This window comes from Ruegeria atlantica (assembly GCF_013033965.1).
Taxonomy (GTDB): domain Bacteria; phylum Pseudomonadota; class Alphaproteobacteria; order Rhodobacterales; family Rhodobacteraceae; genus Ruegeria; species Ruegeria atlantica_D.
Map to the genome: position 1 here is coordinate 1 of NZ_WQFE01000017.1, position 21,938 is coordinate 21,938.

Annotated in this window: 22 protein-coding genes; 15 read left to right on the top strand and 7 right to left on the bottom strand. The window is 57.0% G+C overall.

Translation table 11 applies throughout. The features are described from left to right. The 4 genes from GOW16_RS21545 to GOW16_RS21560 all read left to right on the top strand — a co-directional run. Positions 1–311: hypothetical protein (locus GOW16_RS21545; RefSeq protein ID WP_217354712.1), on the top strand; the 311-nt coding region annotated here is incomplete at its 5' end. Positions 312–1,177: 866 nt separating this feature from the next. Further along, complete coding sequence (locus GOW16_RS21550; protein WP_170419491.1) at positions 1,178–2,044, top strand: DUF932 domain-containing protein; 867 nt, start codon at positions 1,178–1,180, stop codon at positions 2,042–2,044. Continuing rightward, positions 2,041–2,244 (top strand): hypothetical protein, encoded by a 204-nt coding sequence (locus GOW16_RS21555; RefSeq protein ID WP_170419493.1) that lies wholly within the window; start codon positions 2,041–2,043, stop codon positions 2,242–2,244. Before GOW16_RS21550 ends, GOW16_RS21555 begins: the two co-directional genes overlap by 4 nt. Beyond that, the gene (locus GOW16_RS21560; RefSeq protein ID WP_170419495.1) at positions 2,241–3,050 is read left to right on the top strand and encodes an N-6 DNA methylase; all 810 of its coding nucleotides are present in this window, start codon (positions 2,241–2,243) and stop codon (positions 3,048–3,050) included. Before GOW16_RS21555 ends, GOW16_RS21560 begins: the two co-directional genes overlap by 4 nt. A gap of 215 nt (positions 3,051–3,265) precedes the next feature. On the opposite strand, the gene GOW16_RS21565 is transcribed toward GOW16_RS21560, so the two are convergent. The 3 genes from GOW16_RS21565 to GOW16_RS21575 are packed head-to-tail and all read right to left on the bottom strand — an operon-like array spanning position 3,266 to position 4,723. Further along, the gene (locus GOW16_RS21565) at positions 3,266–3,511 is read right to left on the bottom strand and encodes a hypothetical protein (protein WP_170419497.1); all 246 of its coding nucleotides are present in this window, start codon (positions 3,509–3,511) and stop codon (positions 3,266–3,268) included. Next, positions 3,508–3,960: a hypothetical protein gene (locus GOW16_RS21570; RefSeq protein WP_170419499.1), complete on the bottom strand. Its 453-nt coding sequence runs from the start codon at positions 3,958–3,960 to the stop codon at positions 3,508–3,510. Before GOW16_RS21570 ends, GOW16_RS21565 begins: the two co-directional genes overlap by 4 nt. Next, positions 3,947–4,723, bottom strand: coding sequence for a ParA family protein (locus GOW16_RS21575; RefSeq protein WP_170419500.1), 777 nt, complete (start codon positions 4,721–4,723; stop codon positions 3,947–3,949). The genes GOW16_RS21570 and GOW16_RS21575 overlap by 14 nt, the downstream gene beginning before the upstream one ends. A gap of 518 nt (positions 4,724–5,241) precedes the next feature. Here GOW16_RS21575 and GOW16_RS21580 point away from each other — a divergent pair. The 3 genes from GOW16_RS21580 to GOW16_RS21590 are packed head-to-tail and all read left to right on the top strand — an operon-like array spanning position 5,242 to position 9,439. After that, on the top strand, positions 5,242–5,688 hold the full coding sequence (locus tag GOW16_RS21580) for a MobC family plasmid mobilization relaxosome protein (protein WP_170419502.1): 447 nt from the start codon (positions 5,242–5,244) through the stop codon (positions 5,686–5,688). Then, positions 5,685–8,465: a relaxase/mobilization nuclease domain-containing protein gene (locus GOW16_RS21585; protein WP_170419504.1), complete on the top strand. Its 2,781-nt coding sequence runs from the start codon at positions 5,685–5,687 to the stop codon at positions 8,463–8,465. Before GOW16_RS21580 ends, GOW16_RS21585 begins: the two co-directional genes overlap by 4 nt. After that, positions 8,462–9,439 carry an ATPase, T2SS/T4P/T4SS family gene (locus tag GOW16_RS21590; protein WP_170419506.1) on the top strand — a complete coding sequence of 326 codons (978 nt, stop codon included), beginning with the start codon at positions 8,462–8,464 and terminating at the stop codon, positions 9,437–9,439. The genes GOW16_RS21585 and GOW16_RS21590 overlap by 4 nt, the downstream gene beginning before the upstream one ends. 302 nt (positions 9,440–9,741) lie before the next feature. On the opposite strand, the gene GOW16_RS21595 is transcribed toward GOW16_RS21590, so the two are convergent. From GOW16_RS21595 to GOW16_RS21605, 3 genes are read right to left on the bottom strand one after another with little or no spacing between them, the layout of a single operon-like run. Further along, a complete protein-coding gene (locus tag GOW16_RS21595) occupies positions 9,742–10,701 on the bottom strand; it encodes an aldo/keto reductase (protein ID WP_170419509.1) in 960 nt (319 codons plus the stop codon). Positions 10,702–10,704: 3 nt separating this feature from the next. Next, positions 10,705–11,763, bottom strand: coding sequence for an ABC transporter ATP-binding protein (locus GOW16_RS21600; protein ID WP_170419511.1), 1,059 nt, complete (start codon positions 11,761–11,763; stop codon positions 10,705–10,707). A 1-nt stretch (position 11,764) separates the two neighbouring features. After that, entirely contained in the window at positions 11,765–12,409 is a 645-nt protein-coding gene (locus tag GOW16_RS21605) for a GntR family transcriptional regulator (RefSeq protein ID WP_170419513.1), read from the bottom strand. A gap of 150 nt (positions 12,410–12,559) precedes the next feature. On the opposite strand from GOW16_RS21605, the gene GOW16_RS21610 reads away from it, so the two are divergent. Genes GOW16_RS21610 through GOW16_RS21645 form a run of 8 tightly spaced genes read left to right on the top strand, consistent with a single transcriptional unit; the run spans position 12,560 to position 19,534 of the window. Next, positions 12,560–13,702 (top strand): mandelate racemase/muconate lactonizing enzyme family protein, encoded by a 1,143-nt coding sequence (locus GOW16_RS21610; RefSeq protein ID WP_170419515.1) that lies wholly within the window; start codon positions 12,560–12,562, stop codon positions 13,700–13,702. Between the two features lie 31 nt (positions 13,703–13,733). Beyond that, positions 13,734–14,993, top strand: coding sequence for an ABC transporter substrate-binding protein (locus tag GOW16_RS21615; RefSeq protein ID WP_170419517.1), 1,260 nt, complete (start codon positions 13,734–13,736; stop codon positions 14,991–14,993). Positions 14,994–15,051: 58 nt separating this feature from the next. Continuing rightward, entirely contained in the window at positions 15,052–15,972 is a 921-nt protein-coding gene (locus tag GOW16_RS21620; RefSeq protein ID WP_170419519.1) for a carbohydrate ABC transporter permease, read from the top strand. Further along, entirely contained in the window at positions 15,969–16,805 is an 837-nt protein-coding gene (locus GOW16_RS21625) for a carbohydrate ABC transporter permease (RefSeq protein ID WP_170419521.1), read from the top strand. The genes GOW16_RS21620 and GOW16_RS21625 overlap by 4 nt, the downstream gene beginning before the upstream one ends. Beyond that, positions 16,802–17,140, top strand: a complete 339-nt coding sequence (locus GOW16_RS21630) for an L-rhamnose mutarotase (RefSeq protein ID WP_170419523.1) — start codon at positions 16,802–16,804, stop codon at positions 17,138–17,140. The genes GOW16_RS21625 and GOW16_RS21630 overlap by 4 nt, the downstream gene beginning before the upstream one ends. Continuing rightward, entirely contained in the window at positions 17,133–17,942 is an 810-nt protein-coding gene (locus GOW16_RS21635; protein WP_170419525.1) for an amidohydrolase family protein, read from the top strand. Before GOW16_RS21630 ends, GOW16_RS21635 begins: the two co-directional genes overlap by 8 nt. Continuing rightward, complete coding sequence (locus GOW16_RS21640; RefSeq protein ID WP_170419527.1) at positions 17,939–18,676, top strand: SDR family oxidoreductase; 738 nt, start codon at positions 17,939–17,941, stop codon at positions 18,674–18,676. Before GOW16_RS21635 ends, GOW16_RS21640 begins: the two co-directional genes overlap by 4 nt. Before the next feature lie 9 nt (positions 18,677–18,685). Next, on the top strand, positions 18,686–19,534 hold the full coding sequence (locus GOW16_RS21645; RefSeq protein ID WP_170419529.1) for a fumarylacetoacetate hydrolase family protein: 849 nt from the start codon (positions 18,686–18,688) through the stop codon (positions 19,532–19,534). Between the two features lie 189 nt (positions 19,535–19,723). On the opposite strand, the gene GOW16_RS21650 is transcribed toward GOW16_RS21645, so the two are convergent. Continuing rightward, positions 19,724–21,904 carry a type IV secretory system conjugative DNA transfer family protein gene (locus GOW16_RS21650; RefSeq protein ID WP_170419531.1) on the bottom strand — a complete coding sequence of 727 codons (2,181 nt, stop codon included), beginning with the start codon at positions 21,902–21,904 and terminating at the stop codon, positions 19,724–19,726. Positions 21,905–21,938 lie beyond the last annotated feature (34 nt).

Consider the following 21,938-nt stretch of genomic DNA (forward strand, 5'->3'; position numbering starts at 1 on the left):
AATCAGAGCAATCACCAACGGTAATGAGTAGCGTAAAGCCCCATTACCGTATCTTAGTGCCCGCAAAAGCCATGTTCATCGAAACACTCAAAAGCGAGGATCTAACAATGGCAACTCAAACTCTGAAACTGAACGTCAAAGCCGGTGAAAAAGATGGCACGAACTACTGGGACCGCTGCGGGGTTCTCTTCGTAAACACCGACGACGTTTCCGGCGAAATCAAGTCGATCACCGTCAAACACAGCATGTTCCCCAGCGTTGAAATGGTGGCCTTCCCAAAACGGAACGACGACGATGGAGTAACCGAATAACCAAAGGGCAGGGCGGCGCAAGTCGCCCTTTCCAGTGCTCCGGCTTCTGGCCGACATCAAGATCACCAGAGAGAAGTGCCGGGATATGATAGGCGACGCATCAATTGTAACGCTTGATAGCCTGATCGCGTCGGGCAATCTTGAGCAGATTTTCCAAGTAACTGAGTGGCCGAGAGTCAGCATAGAGATCAGGGCAAATCCCGCGCCTTCAGCGCGTGACCGCGTGCTTGGCTCCAGCCGGCCTTACCGGCTTACGCCCCGAACCGGACCTGCCCATTCTCCCTGCGGCCCGAGGGCAGTGAACCTTGTCTCATCCGAGCCTGCTTTCACCGCGGCCGCAAGTCGCCTGGTTACGCCCGTTTCGGCCCTTCGGGTGACGCCCGTTCACTTCGCCTTTTGCAAGGACCACGCTCGATAGACATCGAGCAAAGCGCAGACCGACAAGCGGTCTGCTGCGCCTGTTTTCCCGAACGTCAGGGGGCCGAAAAGCTCTCGTATCTGATCCGGTCCAGGGGGAGTGCGCAAAGAGAGATCCGCGCCATGGGCGCGGCTCACATTTCTCTTTCCCATGCGCCTCAAGCAGAAAAACGGCTTTCACGCGTAAAGCGCGCAAACCTTCCGTTTTTCAGCCTGACCCCCAGTCCTCCGATCAGATCCGGATCTTTTCCATCGGCCCCCCTCCTTCGCCGGGAAAAACGCGGAGGGGCGAGGGTGGCTGATGTCAGTCCAGCAGGCCGTTTCCTTGGCCTGCTGTGTTCACAACAAACAGCAAGCGGAGTTGGGAGGATCAGGAAAGGCTCCAGTGAAGCGTTTCCCCGACCAACGGGCCACATCGGCCACCGCATCACCACAGAGGAATATTCCTGATGACTTACAATCGTTACATGCGGGGCATGTCATGCGGCGGACTGGTGACAGGAGCGGCGCTGACCAACGACCAGCTGCGCCAAGCTGTCCCGTCAATATTTGCAACCAAAGGTCACGAAAGCCGCTCTGACCGCTTTGTGCCGGTTCCGACCGTAAACGTTCTGGACGGGCTGCGGAATGAAGGGTTTGATCCGTTCTTTGCGCAGCAGGCGAACACCCGTGTTCCGGGCAAGGCCGCGTTCACCAAGCACATGCTGCGGCTTCGTCACCGCTCGATCACCAACAGCGACGGCGAGTCCTTCGAAATTGTACTGGTCAACGCCAATGACGGGACCAGCAGCTATCAGATGATCCCCGGCTATTTCCGGTTTGTCTGCGCAAATGGCCTGATGGTGGGCGATACGTTCAACGAGGTGAAGGTGCGGCACTCGGGAAATGCCGTGTCCGAAGTCATCGAAGGCGCGTTTACCGTTCTGGACGATGCCGAAGAAATCACGGAGCAGGTGCAAGACTTCAAGGCCATCACCGTGAACGACGCGGAACGGAAGGTTTTGGCCGAAGCCGCACACCAACTTCGTTTTCCCGATGCGGCCAAAGAAGACGGAAAACCCGCGCCGATTGAGGCGACACGGTTGCTCAGTACGCGCCGCACCGCTGACCGAACAGCTGATCTGTGGACCGCGTTCAACGTGGTTCAGGAGAATGTCATCCGAGGTGGGATTTCCGGGCGTGTCCGCACAGCCGATGGTCAGACCCGTCGTCAGCGGACCCGCGCTGTTGCCGGGATCGACCAGAACAAAGCACTGAACCGCGCGCTTTGGGCGCTGACCGAGAAAATGGCCGAATTGAAAGGGGGTGGCGCTTGAGCGCCCCCAATACGGTCCATTGCTCGAACTGCGGCGGGCAGAACGTCAAGCGGGACGCCCATGCAGAATGGAACGCAGAGCTACAGCAATGGGAGCTTTGCGCCGTCTATGACGCATGGGACTGCGACGATTGCGGCCATTCGGTTTCAGTCTATGAGCAGACAGTTAGTGATCCGTCTGACATCAAGGCATCAGCATGATTGCGGCGGTCAAAGATTTTGTCCGGATCATCAACGAGCTTGACCGATCCAAGCACCGGGACGAGGTTTTCCGCGATTTCTGCGAACTGTCCTATTGTGCGCTGGCAAAGCGCGCCTGCCCTGATGAGGCCCAAAGAGACGCGCTTGAGACCCAGTATATGGAGGTGGTCGGGCGCTATCGCAACAAAGACGACATCCGCCGTATGCCCGAATTGCTGGCAATCATGGCGGGCACGATCGGCAATGGCGGATGTGATTTTCTCGGCATGGTGGCCGGTGAGCTTGGCGTGCTGGATGCCAAGCTGGGCCAGTTTTTCACGCCCTTTGAAGTGTCGCGCATGATGGCGGAAATGACCTTGGCCGATGCCAATGCGATCATCGAGGCGGAAGGGTTCATAACAATTGACGAACCCGCCGCCGGGGCGGGCGGCATGTTGCTGGCCGTGGCCGATACCATCGAGGGCATGGGGTTTGAATTGGAAACAAGTGTCTGGTTTCGGGCAACCGAGTTGTCACGTGCCACCTATCACATGGCCTATCTGCAACTCACCACGCGCGGTCTGGCCGGGCAGGTCATTCATGGCAACAGCATCAGTTTGGAAACCTACACTGGCGCATACACCGCCGCTGCGCCTGTATTCTTTGCCGCGAATGGTGATCCGTTTGCAAAGCAACGCGCAGAACGGGAAGCGCAGGCCAAAGCTGATGCAGAAAGAGCCGCACAAAACGAAGCGGCCCTTAAGGAGCGCATTAAAACGCTGGGTGACGGCCCCGCGATCCAAGGCGACCAACTCAGCCTCTTTTGAGGCTGGGCTATTTCTCTTGGAATGTCGCCTCCGCTGGCAGGGCCGAGGGTTATCCAGTCCGGTCAATTTCAACCTTGGGCGAAATTGGCCTGACCGAAGCAGGCTGTAAGCAGAGATACCAAATATCTCAGCGTCAGCTTGTGGTTAACCCTCGGCCAGTGGTGCCTTGGCCGCCAGCGTGACATTGGAGGTTTGTTGCGACAGATCAAACGGGATCAGTGTACCTCTTTTTTCTGCATTGTTGTTCTGATCATCTTGGCAATTTCTTTGTCGTTTTCCAACATCACTTGCCGGAACAGGCTTCCGATATTCACACTCGCACGCAATGGCGGCGGCACATCTTCCAGCAGGTCCAGAAACTCCTTTTCTACCTCACCGCCTTCAAGGGCTGAAACCTGAAACCGGATGGGGGTGCGAACGATGCTCTTGGTTTCCTTTGTGGCTTTTTTGCGCTTGCTCATTGTGCATCCTCATTCAGGTTGTTCCGGATCATGGCCGCAATGGCGGCATCGTTGTCTTGCAGGACCTCTTTGAAGAAGGCTCCAAGGTTAAAGTTTTTCTGGAAGGCGGCAGGTATGTTGCTTCGGACCTCTTCCAGTGCCGCCGCAATCTCACTGCCGTCTGAGGTGGAAATCTGAACCCTGATCGGTTGCCCTGCGGCACTTAGGTCTTCGGGCTGGGCAGGGTCTTTCTGCTTTGGCTTCGCAGGGGCCGGATTTAAGCGTTTTGGTTTTGCGGTCGGTGTCGTGTCTGCCACCGGTTCTGTCTTCATTTCTTTGGCTGGCTCAGATTCCGGTTTTGGATCAGTTGCAGGTTCACCCTGTTCCCGCTTGCTCAGATCCGTCACGGTCGGCGCGATGTCTGAGGTTGATCTGGCAAGCAGGCTGTCGATGCTCTTAGGCCGGGACATGCTGCACCTCGCTTTCTTTCAGCGCGTTCAGCACATGGTCTGCATTGCTCAGCGCCTTTTTGCACCGATCCGCCATGCGCCGGGCGTTCGACCTGGCCGTCTGGGTTTCCGCGTGTTCCATGGTTTCCTGAGCAAAGCCCATCAACCGCCCGATCGTTGTGCCCGTCCGCAGCGCGTCATCCATAGCCGCTGTGTCGGCGATTCCGACGACACAATGAAACTGCTTTGCCAGCGCCTGTTTGCCCTTCTGAATTCCGGCTGACTGCGCGACAGATTGCCGGGTGAACACAATCCGAAACTTTTCTTTCGGGTCCGCAGTGCTGCCAATTTGCTGCAAAGCCGCCTCACACGATCTGTATGTGACCAGGATAGGCTTGTATTCTGCCGATGATCCATCAGACGGGCAGAGCACCATGTCGGCAACAGCCATCGCCATCGCGGCGGTCATGCTGGGCTCACCTTTGGTGTCGATCAGCAGGTAGTCAAAGCCCCCCGCCTCTTCGGCCGCAAGAATGTGGGCATAAGCGAGTTTCGCATTTTCTGCGTCTTCCTTGGCAAACTGCCCGGCCTCGATCAGAAGTTCATCGGCGGGGAGCGGCTCCAGCCCGTTATTCGGATTCAACCATTCCGAGAGTGTTCCTTGTGAATCCAGATCAAGGATACGGACACGTTTGCCCTGATGGTGCAAAGCGGAAGCGAAGGCGACGAGCATGGAAGACTTTCCCGCCCCACCTTTGGAGTTTACGGCTGCATAGATTTTCAATTTGGTCTCCGGGTCTGCGCCCGAAAGCCTCGCCGCGCAGCGGCGTGCCACAAACGGGCTCGCGATTGCAAGTTATCGCGCGACCCGTCACCCGCGCTGAAAACTACGCTATTGCTTTTCTAAGCAATACTCAACCGTCTACAATAAGGAAGGCCAAAAGGGTATTGCCAGCAGACGTTTGCCATATGCCAGATGGTTGGCGATTATCAGGCATTTGGAACTTGCCAATGGTCCGGTGCCATGTGCCATCTGGCAAAGCCCGCCAGCCAGATGGCGACAGCGTAATGGCATTTGCCATGGAGCAGCCGCCGGTCGGTGTTTAGTACGCGGCAAGCGGCTGTGCCTCGCGCTACGGACCGTCTACATCCTACGCTTACTTTGCTTTGCGGGATAATACAGATTGTGCTATCGACAATCTGTTAGACTTGCAGTCGGCTATCAATTCAACTTACACTTGAAACACCATACGCGCGGTCTGACGGGGCCACGCACGATTTCTGATCGTGGAGAAAGCCCCGATGCCACAAGGCGTACCTAAATCTGTCACGACAACCATGCGCTTTGATGAGGACGAATTGGCGTTCCTCAAACAGCGCAGCAAGGCCATGCAACTGCGAAGCGTAACCGGCCTGGTGCGTGTCTGTATCCGCATAGCCTTTGGTATTCCGTCGAAAGAAGAGTTCCGGACACAGCAATTCAAAGAGCACCTGGCGCAGCTGGTCGGCATGGCGAACAACCTCAACCAGATGACCCGCGCCGCAAATGCCGGGAAGTTCCGGCTTAACAAGCGCGCCGAAGATCAATTGGCAGCAATGAAGGACGAGGTTCGGGAGTTGCGCCGGTTGATCGAAGATTACTCCGACGCCGCCCATGAGAGGTCTTTTACCCGTGCATTAGAGATCGAGCGGCTTGCGGAGAAACAGCGCGCATCACGTGTGTCCCCCAAGGTGAAGGCTAGAGCATGACCAGCCTGGCCGCTGCATATGACCCGGCCTGGGACGCGCTCTTTGGAGAGTTTCAGCTTATCCCGAACCTGAAACCGCGTCCTGGTCAAAACCCCGCGCGATCGCGGCGTCGATCACCGCAACGGCAGAACCCGTCAGGTGGTGCTGCCGGCATGATTGCCAATGCACTGCTAACCAATCAGGCAGTGGTCAAAGTTGTCCCCGGTGGCGGCGTCACCGCATCCGGCCGCCTGGGCGGGCAGCTGTCCTACATCACACGCAAGGGCACCGTTGAAATGGAGCGTGGCGACACCGGTGAGGTGTGGCATGGGATGGAAGGCCTGCGCGACGTCCAGGATGAGTGGGCGAAAGACTGGGACCGGATGGACACGCGGGTCACGAACTACAGTTATCACGTCATCTTGTCTTACCCCAAGGACACAGACCGGGAAGCAGCGAAGCAAGCCGCGCGCAGTTTCGGCGCGCGTCTGACGAATGGCGAATATGGCGACCGCTATAAATATGTCATGGCCCATCACGACGACACCGGCCATCCGCATACGCATCTGGTGATCAGCCGGGCAGGGGCGTCTGGCAAGACACTTCAGATCAGCCGGTACGGGATCACAACGCAGGATCTGCGAGAACTGCAGGTTGAGACCGCGCGGGACGTCGGCATTGTCTTGACCGCCACCAGCCGGTTCAGCCGCAACCTGCGCCCCGAGCGTGAAAGCAGCGCGCGGGTTCATGCGCGGCGCGACGGCCGGGAACTGCGTGAGCGGCCGGCCCCAGCGCAGCGCAGTGGTTTTCCGTTCTTTGGCATCAGCCGACAACACCCTGCCGCGGCGGACCAGCTGCAGGTCATCAGCGATCAACGCAATGCAGACTATGCCGCCCTGGGCGAAACACTCCGGTCGCATCACGCCGGTTTTGAGCAGGGCTTTTTCACAACCCAATACCCAGGGCGTGCCGAGACCCTGGGGGCCATAAGCCACGCTGTACTCGGCGCAGCATCAATCCTGGTGACGGACGGGGTTCTTAGATCAGAGGAAATCGACATGAATCAACAAGTCGCCAACCAGATGGACCCGACACATGCCCCGGCCATTGATAGGGAGATGAAGGCCATTGGAACCGATGTCCGTGAGTTTATCACGAGGATGGACGCCAAAGCCGAAGCCATGGAGGACGAGGAGAAGCGCAGTCAAACAGAGGCCGCGATTTCACGGGTCCTGCGGGACTATGAGCTGCTTATGGATGAAGAGACCAAGACGTTCTTTGGCAAGCGTCTGGAGCGGGACGATGAGATTGAGGTAAGCCTCGACGACGTCGACCCGACACGCCAGCGTCGCGCAGCAGAACAAGACGCAGCAGATCCAACGCGTACCCAGCCCATCGGACAGGACCGGGCAGACTCAGAGGGTCGGAAGCGCGCTGATGCAAACGATCCGCGCAGCGCGGCCGCCAATGCGGTGTTGAAAGATGCGGACAGGCAGGTGGCCGAGCGGTTCGAAGCGATGGGCATCAATGGTGATCTGGTGCTGTCGCGTATCCGCAATGGCGCTGATGTAGACCGGCGGACGCGCGAGAACTGGTTCGAACGCGACGTTAAGACCTTGGCTAATGCGCATTCTCTTAGCGAGAACCAGGCGCGGATCGACATGAAGGCCGCGTATAAAGACGCTTCTGAGATCTACCGCGATGCCCGTGGCGAGATCCGTGACATCAACCGCGCCTTTGCAGAGGGCAGGGGAGACGACTTCCTGCAAGAGAAGATCAAAACCGGCGTTCAGGATGAAATCCAGACCATGAAGGTGCAGGGTTTTGATCGGGCCGCGATCGGTGGACGTTTGCTTGAGATTGAGGACCGGGTGCAGGAGCGTGTGACAGGTCGCGCACCGGATCGTGTTGAGGGCGAAGCGCGCCCGGGCCCGGAACAGCAAGGGTCGGCACCAAATGAAAAAGCCGTCAGCTCAGCCCCGTATCACCCCGATCTGGACGCGGGTGTGCGCGGGCAGATCGTCGAGGTTGGGTCTGCGCTCTTCAAAGAAGACGAGAAAGACAGCATGTCTCCTTACGTCGATCTGAAGGTAGACGGCCGCGATAAGCCTTTCCGGGTCTGGGGCGTTGATCTGCCCGACATGATGCAGCGCGAAAATTTGTCAGTCGGTGACACGGTCACGCTTGCCCATGACGGGTACAAAAGGGTGACGGTCAGCAAGGTTGATCCAGAGACTGGCGAAAAGAAAAGCATCGAGGCAAACCGCCGGGCATGGAAAGCATCTGACATCGAGCGTGCACCACGCGACAATGATCGATCACGGGAACAGCCCATGTTGCCAGATGTTACGAATGCAAAAGCAGGCGAGAAGGCCCTGCAGGCCCGCGCCGTTCGGCAGGAGGTCTCGGTAGAAACCGGCGTTACGGGTGTCATCGTCGATGCCAAGGAGGCTCTGGTGCGCCCCGATGATTCAAACAGCAAATCGTTCTATGTCGATATGAAAGTTGAGGGCAAAGACGAGCTGGAACGGATCTGGGGCACCGCCCTGCAGGACCAAATGGCTCGGAACAATATCTCAATCGGTGACACCGCCACGTTCGTCAAAGCGGGCAAAGAAGAAGTCACCGGCTCACGCCGGAACCCCGAGACCGACGAACCGGAGCGCGTCAATGTCACCCGCACGGCCTGGGATGTGAAAAACCTGGATCGACAGATTGACCGTGATCCTGCGGTGCAAGAGCAGCGGCGTCGGGAACGGGAAGAACGCGCCAAGGGCGACCGGGGTATCAGCCGGTGAGTCGTCATCTGGAAAGTACATTGAATCGGGTATTCGGAGGGCAATTGCTCTCCGATCCTCTACTGTCTGAAATCGTCCTGAACCCGGACGGCAGACTCTGGATCGAGCGCAGCGGTGAGCCTGCCATGCGTCTGCTGGACCAGCCGATGGGCGAGGATGATGCAGAGGCACTTGCACATGACCTTGCTGGCGGTAATCCCATTTCAGAAAAAACACCGCTGGCGGGATCGCAGTTTGAAATCGATGGGTCACTGTGGCGGGCGCAGGTCGCGGTCAAACCCGCCGTTGAGGCTGGCGTTGCATTTGCTCTGCGCCGGGCAGTGGCAAAGCAATTGTCGCTCGATGATCTGATGCAGGACTTGCCGGACCTAGACGCCAACATGGCCGATCTGAAATCCGGCGTTGATCCCGCCGACGAGGCTGTTTTCGACGCGTATGAGAACAAAGGTTTTGGTGATTTCCTGCGAGCGGCAGTCAAGGCCAAGTGGAACATTCTTTTGTCCGGCGGGACATCCTCCGGCAAAACAACATGGTTGCGTGCCTGTCTTTTCGAAGTCGATCCTTCAGAGCGGATCATGACCATTGAGGACGTGCTGGAGATCCGACCCAGCCAGCCCAATGCGGTCTCTTTGGTGGTCAACAAGAACGCATCGAGCAGCGATCTATTGAAAGCCTGTCTGCGATTTCGGCCGGATCGGATCATCATGGGGGAGCTGCGCGGTGCTGAAGCCTATGATTTCCTGTCCGCCATCAACTCGGGCCATCCGGGTGGGATCTCGACCTTGCATGCGGCCTCGCCGGAATCTGCGCTTTCTCGTCTGGCGTTGATGGTCATGCAGGCAGATACCGGGCTGACCTATTCCGAAATCCTCGAATACTGCCGCTCGATGGTTGATGCGATTGTGCAGTTTCGAAAAACCGGTGACCGGAGGCGACCGGTTGCCGTCAGAGTGCTCAGGGAGAAAGCAGTATAGGTTTTAGAACACCCGATGGAGAAGTGGCCGAAGTGGGGTTTTTCGGTCGCGCCGATCCTCCGAAAGGCCAAGCCGACGTTCAAGTAGCTTGCGGAGAATGGCCGCAAGGAGCCCAACGCGGTCGTTGTCATTTCTCGCGTGGCATAAACTTGAACCGGAAGACGCACTATTTAAAAGCAGCGACTTGCTGCACTGCAGCAACCTATCAACCTTTTATGCAAATCTCTGGGGGATCGACGTGCGAAGATCAGGTCGCGCGAAATGGTGAGGTTTGGGGCAGCAACTCGTTTCGGATTTTTCGGTCATCGAACGATTGCGTCGGCGCGGGTTTTGAAATCGGTGGTGAGCGTTGTGTTTCGTAGGGCTTGCAGGTTGCTTTTGATCCTGGCCGCCTGGCTGTTGCCGAGGAGAGTGCAGGCCACTGCGGGATGGGTTTTCGGGAAGGCAAGAGCAGCACTTGGAAGGGGCGTATTCGTTTCGCGGCAGAGATCGCTTAGGCTGCGCACCTTGTCGACGATGTGTTGCGGGGCCTGACCATAGTCCCAATGCGCCTCTTCATGTGCGCCTGTTGCCAAAATGCCGGAATTGAACACACCGCCAATGACAAGCTGCGTTCTTTTGTCCAAGCAGGTTTTTAGAAGCGAACGCTCGGCGCTGCGGTCAAGCAGCGTGTAGCGCCCAGCCAAAAGGATCAAGTCAAGTTCGATTTCTTCCAAGATATCTTCGCAAATCTCGACCTCATTCACACCGAGCCCAAAGGCTTTGATGGCTCCGGACGCTTTCAGACGTTCTAACGCGCGAAAACCGCCATCGCGCAGCTGTGCCATGTAAGTTTCGTTCGCGCCACCATGAGTGCGCATGCCGATGTCATGCAGATAGAGAATATCAATCCGACTGAGGCCGAGCCGCTGATAACTGTCCTCAAAGGATCGCATGATCCCATCATAGGAATAATCGTAGCTTTGATCGAAAGGCAAGGGATCGACGAAACCGTTCAGCTCGGCGTGCCGGGTGGTGCTTGGTCGCAACAAGCGGCCCACTTTTGTAGAAATCACATAATCTTCTGCTGGTTTGGTCCTCAGCGCATCGCCCAGAAGACGCTCTGCCTTACCTTGTCCGTAATGAGGCGCGGTATCGAAATAGCGTATGCCTTGCTGCCACGCTTCTTCCAGTGTTTCTATCGCAGCGGCAAGCGGCACGGGTTTATAAAGACCTGCAATCGCTGCTGTGCCAAGGCCGATATCTGGTAGCAATAAAGACATCGCTTAATCGAGCCGAAGCCCGGTCTGCGCGTCAAAGAGGTGCACATGCGTGTCCTCAAAGGTGAGGTCAAGCGTCGCGCCTGCGGCGATTGGCACATGTCCACGCAGGGCAGCAAGCACCTCAGTCTCTGCGTGGTGGGCAGTGATCAGGGTTTCCGCGCCGGTGGGTTCGATGACGCTTGTTTTGACGGATATTCGCGCGGCGTCGGTGGTCTGCTCCAGGTGCTCGGGCCGGATTCCGATCAGGATATCTTTGTCGGCTGCGACGCTTTGCGGCAAAGCAACGGAAGACCCATCCGCCAAAGTCGCGCGGCCACCGCCGTCAGATCTTGCAGGCAGCAGGTTCATGGATGGGGAGCCGATGAAAGCGGCGACGAATTTGTTCTTGGGTCGATTGTACAACTCAAGCGGAGTGCCGATTTGCGAGACGTGGCCGCCATCCAGCACAATGATCTTGTCGGCCATGGTCATGGCTTCGATCTGATCATGGGTGACATAGACGACTGTTGTTTTCAGCTTCTGGTGCAGTTCTTTGATCTCACTACGCATCTTCACTCGCAGTTTTGCGTCCAGGTTGGATAAGGGTTCATCAAAGAGGAAAACGGAAGGATCGCGTACTATGGCGCGGCCCATGGCAACCCGTTGGCGTTGCCCGCCAGACAGGTGGCGGGGGTATCTGTCCAACAATTTATCGAGCCCGAGGATTTCGGCCGCGGCCTCCACCTTGGCGCGGGCCTCGGCTTTGTCAGCGCGTGCGAGCCGCAGCGAGAACCCCATGTTCTCGGCGACGGTCATATGTGGATAGAGCGCATAGTTCTGAAACACCATTGCAATGTCTCGCTCTTTCGGTAATGCGTCATTCACACGCTCACCGCCGATTTCGATCTGCCCTCCGGTCACGGATTCAAGCCCCGCCAACATGCGCAACAGCGTGGATTTTCCGCATCCCGACGGCCCCACCAGAACAGCGAATTCGCCAGGTTCTATGGTGATATCCACACCGTGGATTACCGGGACACTTCCATAGCTTTTTCTGACGTCACGCAGAGCGATGGGCTTCATGTTACATTCCTTCCATGGCCCGCCGCATGGCGACCATCATATGGTTGCGAAGTTTCTCTTGCGCGGTGACAGGATCACCCGAGACGCAGGCTTCGAGGATTTCGACATGTTCGGCCAGCGCCCCAAGCACACGCTTGGCATCCAGCCGGATATTGGCGCGGATTAGGCGCAATCGAAGGGTATTGATCTGGTAGGTCTCTTCGACCAGATCATTATGGGTAGCCTTGATCAGCTCGTCATGGAACTGCCAATCAACGTCGACCGCAGCATTCAGAACCTCGGATGAGCTGTCGGTTTTTGCGCGTTCCAGAATCGCTTTGGTGGTCTTTAGAGTTTCTCGCGACTGCTCCTGACCGGTTTCGCAATAAAACGGGATTGCGGCCAATTCTAAAATCGAGCGCAATTGAAAGGATTCGCGGATGAACTTGTTGGTTACATCCGTGACCTGAATGCCGCGCTGGGGATGCACTTTCAAAAGTGAATCATGTTCCAGCTTCTGGATCGCCTCGCGGGCGCTGCCCAGTGAAACGCCTGCCAACTCTGCCAGTTCGCGTTGAGTCAGAAATTGCCCGGGTTTGAGCTCGCCCGAGAACAGACGTTCGCGAAAACTTTCATATGCCGAAATTCGAGAAACCAAAGCCCTCATTGCCTCCATCTGGGTTTTGAATTGGCACATACACTACCATCTGGCCGGTTATTGGCCAGCGTTCGACATCTGATAGGTCAAAATAAAATCACTTGTCAATCACTGATTAATCAGTTAGCCAATCAGGCACCGAAACTGAAAGTAACCAGAATGTCACCCATCGTTATCGACAGGATTCAAGCCTTTGCGCTAAGCGCGACGCCTTCGGTCGGGCCAGAATCATCGCTGGGTTCGATGCCGGTTCGCAATGGCGTGCTTTTGGCGCTGACGAGCGTGGACGGTGTGACCGGATGGGGCGAGGCATGGTGTAACTTTCCACCCCGAGGGAATCTGTCGCGCCTGTATCTGATCCAGGATGTGATGGCCCCCCTTGTGCATCGAAAGACGTTTTACGCCTACTCAGACTGCCGTCTCTTTTTGGAGGAAAAGCTGAGCCGACTGGCCAGGCACACAGGCGAGCAGGGAGCTTTTGAGCATTGTTACGCCGCGTTTGATACGGCGATGGCGGATATCGGGGCACGGATGAGGGGGCTTCCGCTCAACCGGTTTCTGACAGATGATCCAACACCACAGGTGCGAACCTACGCAAGCACGCCCAATGTGGAGCATTTGGACACTTCGTTGCGCGATATCGTTGAGGCGGGACACCGGGCAATCAAGCTAAAAATCGGATTTGACCGCGAGACGGACCTCACCCTGTTGCGCCGGGTTCGAGATCTGACCGATGCGTCCATCCAAATCATGGCCGATGCGAACCAGAACTGGTCACTGGCCGAGGCCATCGACGCCACCAATGTGTTCGCGGAATTTGGGTTGCAGTTTATCGAAGAACCTCTGCCATCAAATGCACCCGCACAGGATTGGAGCAAGCTTACGGCGGCCAGCGCGATACCAATAGCGGCAGGCGAAAACATCACGTCCTTTGACAGTTTTCAAGCACATCGCACCGTTGGGGGACTGAAAGTGCTGCAACCGGATGTGGCTAAATGGGGGGGTGTCAGCGGCTGTTTTGCGGTTGGTCAGGACATCCGCGCCAGTGATGCCACCTGTGCCATGCATTACATGGGTACTGCCCTTGGGTTGGCCGCCAGTATGCATGTGCTGTCGGCCATTGGTGGTGCCGGACCGGTTGAACTGGACGCCAATCCAAACCCGCTGCGCACGGACCTGGGGCAGTTAGACCTGAAAGTACACAACGGGAAGCTGACTGTGCCGGACGGGGTCGGAATTGGCTTCGTGCCCGATCCAGCGGCCTTGAAAGGCCACACACTCGCGGAAATTGACCTGAACTGAACGAAGGTTTTGCACTATTAGGGAGGATGCAATGCACCTAAAAACTTACCTTGCAACAGCGGCGGTCGCCGCACTTTCGGCTGGCATGGCTTTGGCCGATGCACAGATCACCTTCCGCTTCAACGATAGCGAGCGCGAGGAAATGCGCGCTGCGCTGGACGAATTCGAAGCGGCTAATCCCGGTATCACGGTTGAGCTGCAAACCATCGCCTGGAAAGACAGTCGCGATCAGTTCTTGCGCGAGGCTGCCGTTGGTCAAGGACCGGATGTGGTGCATATCGCCTTTGTCTGGACCCAAGAGATGGCCGAGGCAGGAATTGTAAAGTCCATCGAAGAGATGACGCAATATGGCGAGTTTCCCAATGGCTTTGACGATTTCATAGCCACGGACCTTACAATGTATGACGGCAAGGCTTGGGGTGTGCCATGGTCGGCAGACACATGGGCGATGGTTTATCGCACCGATGTTCTAGCCGAGGCGGGCATTGATGAACTACCCCAGACTTGGGACGATCTGCTGGCTGACAGTCGTAAGATCAAAGAGGCCACAGGCAAGACCGGCTTTTCCTTTGCCGCGGCCAATCAGGTCTGGTTCCCACTGAACTACTACCTGTGGTCCAACGGTCAGGCCATCGTGTCTGAGGACGGCGCGGGTGGCTACCAGGTTGGTGCCTCAGCCGAGGAACTGGCAGCGGCGATGGATTATTTCAAAACCTATGTAGACGAAGGTCTTGCGCCGCGCTCAATCCTGGCCATCGACGTGCCGCATGATCCGGCACTGTTGCAGGGGCTTCTGGATGGGTCTCAGGCAATGGCCCTGATGCCAACCAACACTTACCGCCAGTTGCTTAGCGCCTATGAAGAGGCCAATCCGGGGGCAGATGTGCCCTTCGCCTCTGGTGTCATGATGGGTGGTAGCGAGGAGCCGAAAACGCATTTGGGCGGGCGTACTCTGGTTGTGAATGCGAACACCGAACACCCCGAAGAAAGCTGGAAGCTGGTGCAATTCCTGACCGATGCAGGGTTGTTCGAGAAACACTATACCAATCAGTTTCCGGCGCAAAAAACACTGTTGGGACAGATCGAATACCGCCCCGAAGAGCTGGGCTTTTCCGAGCAATTGGCCAACAACACTCGGACATGGGGCGCCTATGCTGACAGTGGTGCGGGCGTGGGGCAGCTTTGGAACTTGACATCGCGCGCCGTCGGCACGGCAATGTCGGGTCAGGCAAGCTCGTTAGACGCGGCCAACGAACTGGTAGGCGAAGTGGACCGATTGTTAGAGAATTAATGACGACCGGGGCGGCGAAATATCGCCGCCTCACACCACCTTGCCTCAGGACGGCTGCATGAAACTCACGCCCACTGCTCGCGACCGGATCAGCGCCTTTTGGATGCTGCTGCCGACCTTTTTGATCCTGATCGGGTTCTACCTTTATCCGACGCTTTACAATCTAGAGCTCAGCTTTACCGACATCACGCTGCTGCGTCTGCGACAGGGCGGCGATTTCGTGGGCCTGGAAAACTATTCAGAATTCCTCACCAGCTCCAGCTTTCTGGATATCGCGATCAATACGATCTTTTGGCTGACGGTGGTGTCGGTCGTCTTGCGATTGGCGCTGGGGCTGGTTGTGGCCTTACTGCTGAATTCGAAGTTCCTACAAGACATCCGCATGACGACCGTGGCGCGTTTGATCATTCTGGTGCCTTGGGCAACGCCGCCCGTTGTTGCTGTGATCGCCTGGCGCTGGCTGTTTGACCCGACCCATGGCGCGATCAATTCGCTGCTGTTGTCGACCGGACTGATCTCGGACCCGGTGGCGTTTCTGGCCACGCTGACGACCGTCTGGCCCGCGATCATCACCATCATCGTTTGGAATACGACACCGTTGGTGGCAGTCTCGCTGCTGGCTGCGTTGCAGACCATTCCCGAGGAACTGAACGAGGCCGCCGCCATTGACGGGGCCACCCGCTGGCAACAGTTCCGATTTGTGACGCTGCCCTATCTGATGCCCACAATCTCGGTGCTGGGGCTGATGTCGGTGATCTGGACCTTCAACAATTTCGTCTATGTCTGGCTCGCCACCGGGGCTGGGCCGGGCACCTTTACCAATGTTCTGGCGACCGAGGTTTACCTAAAGGCCTTTGTCGATCTGCGCATTGGCTACAGCTCGGCCATCGGGGTGGTGATGGCGGTTGTAATGGCGGCATTTGGAGCGCTTTATTTCAGATTCTTTGGCCTGAGCGAGATGCAGGATAAAGTTGGATGAGCATTTCCGCACAAAAAACCGGACTGTCCGGATTGATCGAACGCGGCGGTATGTTGGCCCTGTTCCTGGTCCTGATGACTTTCTTGCTGGCACCTGCGGTCTTTGTGTTCAAAGGCTCGGTTGAGAATATCTCGATCTCGTTGGTTGCCAATGAAGGCGGTCTGACGTTGAAGAACTACGGCAAAATCCTGTCGGATGGCTATTTCGTCTATGTCTTCAACAGCCTATACATCTGTATTCTGGCGACGGTACTGTCCTGCACGATTTCGTTGTTCGCAGCATATGGCTTGTCGCGGTTCCGCTTTCCGGGGCGCGGGTTTGTGTTCGGGGCAATAATGGGCGGGCAGTTTTTTCCATGGATCATCCTGGTCAACCCGATCTTCATCTTCTTTGCGCGCGCAGGATTGATCAACAGCCATCTCGGGCTGATCCTTTGCTATACCGCCTTCATCACCCCTTTCACCGTCTACCTGCTGGTGGGCTATCTGACCACAATTCCCAAAAGCCTGGATGAAGCCGCTATCGTGGACGGGGCCAATCGGTTGCAAGTCATCTGGATGGTTATCCTGCCGATCATGTGGCCAGGCCTTGTAGCTGCGGCGACCTTTGGGTTCTTGCAAAGCTGGTCAGAGTACCTGCTGGCGTTGGCGCTGATCACCGAGGATGGGCTGAAGACCATTCCTTTGGGTCTCTATCAGTATTTCGGCGATGTACAGGTCGACTGGGGTGCGGTCATGGCCGGGTCTGTTGTGGCAACCGTTCCGACCCTGCTGCTGTTCCTACCGCTGCAAAAGAAGCTGGTGGCCGGATTGACACAAGGGGCCACGAAATGACCCGGATTGTGTTGGCTACGCGGATCAGGCCCAAAAAGCGCACCGAATATGTTGAGATGCACTTCCAGCCCGACCCGGAAGCCGCAAGAGCGCTGTATCGTTTCCACCATGAAAACTACCGTCTGGACTTGGTCGGGCCTTATGCAGTTGCCAGTTTTGACTACACCGGTGCTGATATTGCAGAGGACCGCCGCCAGATGCGCGCCTTACCGGAATTGACAGATTGGATGGCAAGAACTCAAGCCTGCCAAGAGCCCTTGTCGCCCGAGGACACACAGATTTGGTCGGAATTGACACCCATCTTCACCACATCGAACAGGGCTGCGGATGATTGATAGCCACGTGCATTTCTGGCGGTTGGATCGAGGGGACTATCACTGGCTCACGCCTGCGCGGACCAAGGTCTATCGTGATTTCTTACCGGGTGATCTACTGAACAGCGATCTGAACGGGGTCATAGCTGTGCAGGCGGCGCCGACAATGCAGGAAAGCAAGTGGCTGCTGCGACAGGCAAGCCAACATTCGTGGATCAAAGGTGTGACGGGCTGGGTCGACCTGCGTGCGCCTACGGTCGCCAATGACGTCATAGATCTCCGGGCGTCGGGCAATCTGGTCGGGCTGCGACCGATGGAAGCCGTCGGAAATGACACTTGGCTGGATGCCTCAGATTATCAGCTCGGCCTAGAGGTCGTCGCTTCAGAAGAACTGGTTTTGGAGGCTCTGGTGTTACCGCACCATCTGCCTGCCGTTACCCGTGTTGCGCAGTCTTATCCCGGCCTTCCTATTCTGATTAACCATGCGGCCAAGCCGCGACTGGATCTCTTTGTGACGTGGAAGGCTGCGATGCACGATGCAGCCGCATGTCCAAACGTCAGTTGCAAATTCTCCGGCCTCACAGCGCAGAGCATGGATTTTGCGTTCAACCAATCCGTATTCGACACGATCTGGTCCGCGTTTAGCTCAGAGCGAATCCTCTGGGGCAGTGACTATCCAGTTCTGCTTGAAACGGCCGACTATGACGCATGGGTGGAGTTGGCCTTTCGGCTCACGGCTGAGTGTAGCGATACCGAAAAGCAGGCTGTTTTTGAAACCAACGCAATGCGCGTTTACCACTTGCAACAAGGAGAGATTACATGACCCGCCTGAAGGGCAAAACCTGCCTTGTGACGGCCGCAGCGCAAGGCATCGGACGTGCAACTGTGCTGGCCATGGCCCGGGAAGGTGCGCGGGTGGTTGCGACAGATATCGACCACGAGGCGCTTTCCGCGCTTGCCGTACCGGGAATCGAAACCGCGCGACTGGATGTCTGCAACCCCGCCAATATCACCTCCCTGCGTGAACGGATCGGCGCACTGGATGTGTTGTTCAACTGCGCCGGGTTTGTCGACAATGGCACGATCCTCGACTGTGACGAAGAGGCCTGGGCTCGATCCTTCGATCTGAATGTGACGGCCATGTACCGTATGATCCGCAGTTTCCTGCCGGGGATGATTGACGCCGGTGGCGGCTCGATCATCAACATGGCTTCGGTCGCCTCATCCGTGATCGCAGCACCAAACAGGTTCGTCTACGGCACCACCAAGGCTGCCGTGATTGGCATGACCAAGGCCGTGGCGGCCGACCATATCGGGCAGAGCATTCGCTGCAACGCGATCTGCCCGGGCACGGTGGACAGCCCCTCGTTGCATGGACGCATGCGAGCAACCGGGGACTATGAAAAATCCTATACTGATTTCGTCGCCCGCCAACCAATTGGTCGGCTGGGAAAGGCCGAGGAAATCGCAGCCCTGGTTGTTTATCTAGCCTCTGATGAAAGCGCCTATACCACGGGTGTGGCGCATGTCATCGACGGCGGTTGGTCTAATATCTAAGGAAGTCTCATGAAGCTTTTACGTGTCGGCCCAGTGGGTCAGGAAAATCCAGCTCTTCTTGATGCAGACGGCGTGATCCGTGATCTTTCGGATCATGTCAATGATCTTGCCGGAGAGGTGTTGGGTGATACCAGCCTTGAGACGTTGCGGCAGGTCGATCCAAAGACCCTGCCTGAATTGCCAAGCGATACTCGTATTGGTGCCTGTGTCGGCCATGTGGGGAAATTCATTTGCATTGGCCTCAACTACGCTGATCATGCCGAAGAAAGCGGAATGGAACTGCCCGCAGAACCGATCGTATTCTTCAAAGCAACCTCAGCCATCATTGGCCCGAATGACGACGTTGAAATCCCGCGCGGATCGGTCAAAACCGATTGGGAGGTCGAGTTGGGCGTGGTGATCGGCAAAACGGCCAAATACGTTTCGAAAGAAGAAGCTCTGGATCATGTGGCGGGGTATTGCATCGTGAATGACCTCAGCGAGCGTGATTTCCAACTGCACCGCTCTGGCCAATGGGTCAAAGGCAAATCCGCCGATACATTCGGCCCGATCGGTCCTTGGCTTGTCACCCGTGACGAGGTCTCCGATCCGCAGGATCTGAGCATGACACTGGATGTGAACGGCAAACGATATCAGGATGGCTCGACCCGCACGATGCATTTTGACGTAGCTACCGTCGTCTCGCACCTGTCGCAATTCATGTCCCTTCAACCCGGAGACGTGATTTCCACCGGTACGCCTCCGGGAGTCGGTATGGGGCAAAGGCCTCAAACCTATCTGCGCGCAGGTGACGAAATGCGCTTGTCCATCGAGGGTCTCGGCACACAACGGCAGAAGGTTATTGATGCTCGTTCGTAAAAAAAACATGACATAACGGCACCTAGGCTTGGGTGCGCATGTGTTTGGCTCGCATACGCTGGGCGGGCATTCTGACCGGAATGGCGACATCGGCTGCAATGTAGCGGCAATCGTGTGGCACCTGCGAACGGATGCTGCGTCAGCAAACACCCGGAAGGGCAATGGCGGCAAAGTCCGCTACTTGCCAATTCACGCCCCACGCAATGAATGGCCACTGATGTTCACGTTTTCACCGCTGAACAGTGGCATCAACCTCTTGACCAGCTCGTCAGGTGAGAGCCGGTGTGCCAGGTCGGCAAGTTCGGGCTCGCTGTCTGCGCTGATCGGTGCAAGGTTCAATAGGTTGCGGAGGTTGTCCGCAAAGCTTGGTGCTTTCACCGTTTCGATTGCTTGTTTTAGCTGGCGGTCTTCGGCTGTTTCCTCGTCAGTCGCGGTCTCGCGCGGATCTTCAAAGTACCCGTAGCCGGCCACGCCCTGATCAAGGTATCCGTCATACTCAGGTGGATCATAAGTGCGGGGTCCAGTGACAGCCGCAAGCTGCGACAAGGGCGGTTTGGCAACCGGGTCAAGCTCTGGTTCTTCGACCTCAGTTGATTTTGCCGACCCGGCACTTTTCAGGAATTCATCAAACCGGGTCACAACGCTATTCTTGACCACAGGCACATCCGGCCAGGGTTTGCCCTTCTGGCTGTCACTCAGGGCTTTGAACCGATGGTCCTTGTAGAAGGACACTCGGTTCGTGCGGATCGGGAACATGCCCTTGCCGGTGATAATGACCTCTTCCTTGCCCAAACGACCGATTTCTTCCGGGGTGAGCAGCGCCCGGCTTTTCTCTGACCAACTTTCAGACCGGCCGGGCTCCTTCGACCAGTTGCGCCCGGAGACCGATTTCTGCGTCAAAGTCTTGTTTCCGAGCGCTTTGGACAGCTTTTGCTTGGTTTCTTCGGAGTTGGGCGTCAGCCACACATGCAGGTGTGAACTTTCCGACAGGATTTCCTCGCCTGCAGGACCATAGTGTTCGCGCAACGATGCCGGCGATTGCACGACCAGACACAAACGGCCGCCATAGCCGGGCAGGGTGGTCACTGCATCGAGGACGCCCTGCATCTTCCCAAGCGAATGAAACTCATCAATCAGGAACAGGACCGGCAGAAAATCCTCGCCCGAGGCCATGAACCGCCGACGCAGCGTGTTGATGGCGCACTGGATGAACAGACGCACCAGAGGCCGGGACACCTGTTTATGCGCCTCCGGGATCGAGATATAGAAGGTCTGGGGTTTCCACCGCATAGACTCAAAGTCGAAATCGTTGGTCTTGGTCGCACGAACGATCGCGGGGTTACGCCACGCATTGAGGCCGCCCCCCATCAGGACCGACAGGTAGATCCCCAGCTGCTTGTTGTCCTGGCCCGCCATCCGCAGCATCGCGCCTTTCGATACCGGATCGGGCGCGCGTGGGGCGAGAGCGGCAAACATGGCTTTGTAATCCGGCACCTCATCGTCACCAGCGACTTCCGGCGTCAACACCTGCAGGACACGACCGAGCGAGGGCGCCGACTCGTTGCAGACGATGGCCGTCGCGGCCTCAAAAACCTCCTGTGCATCTTCCATCAGGGACGCCTCAGCACCGGTTGAACTTTTGGGTGCCAACAGCGCGGTGCTGATTTCCGAGATCCGCACAAGCCGGTCTTCCAGATCATCCATTGCCGCAATCTCAACCAGCGGGTTGAAGCTGTGCGACCGGCCGACAAGGGAACCGTCCGGGTTGTTCGGAAACTGCACATCGAAGGGTGACAACACCAGCACCTTGTCGCCTTTTTCCAAGCGCCGCCGCGACGTGGTCTCAAAAAGCTCGCCTTTTACGTCATAGACGATGAGCGAGCCGGGATAGTCGAGCAGGGTGGGAACAACGATACCGACACCTTTACCGGAGCGCGGCGGCCCCGAGACAAGCACCGTGCCCTGATCATCGGTATGGGCGCGCAGATGTGGCGCCTTTCTCTCGGGTTTGCCCAGCTTGCCCAGCACCAACCCCCAATCACTGATAAGCCGGGCCGCGCGGATCTCTTTTGCATTGGCCCAACGTGCATCCCCATGCGCGTCGGTCGCGGTCACACCAAACACCATCCCGCCAAAGAGATAGGCAAGGCCCGCGCCGGTCATCAGTCCAAGTGTGATGCCACCCCATAGCACCAGGTCCCAGTCCTTCTGATGCAGGCTGTTTCGCTGGCTGAGCAGGAGCCAGGGCCGCCACGTTTCAATGTCGCCATTCACCTTCCAGGCGATCAACAGCGCGGCCCAGAGCGGGATGCTGATGAGGCCAGCTGCGATCGTGTAAGGAAGGTGGGTCTTTGCCTGTATGGTGCTCATGGCAGTCTCCTTCAGGACAAGAATGTTAAGGAGT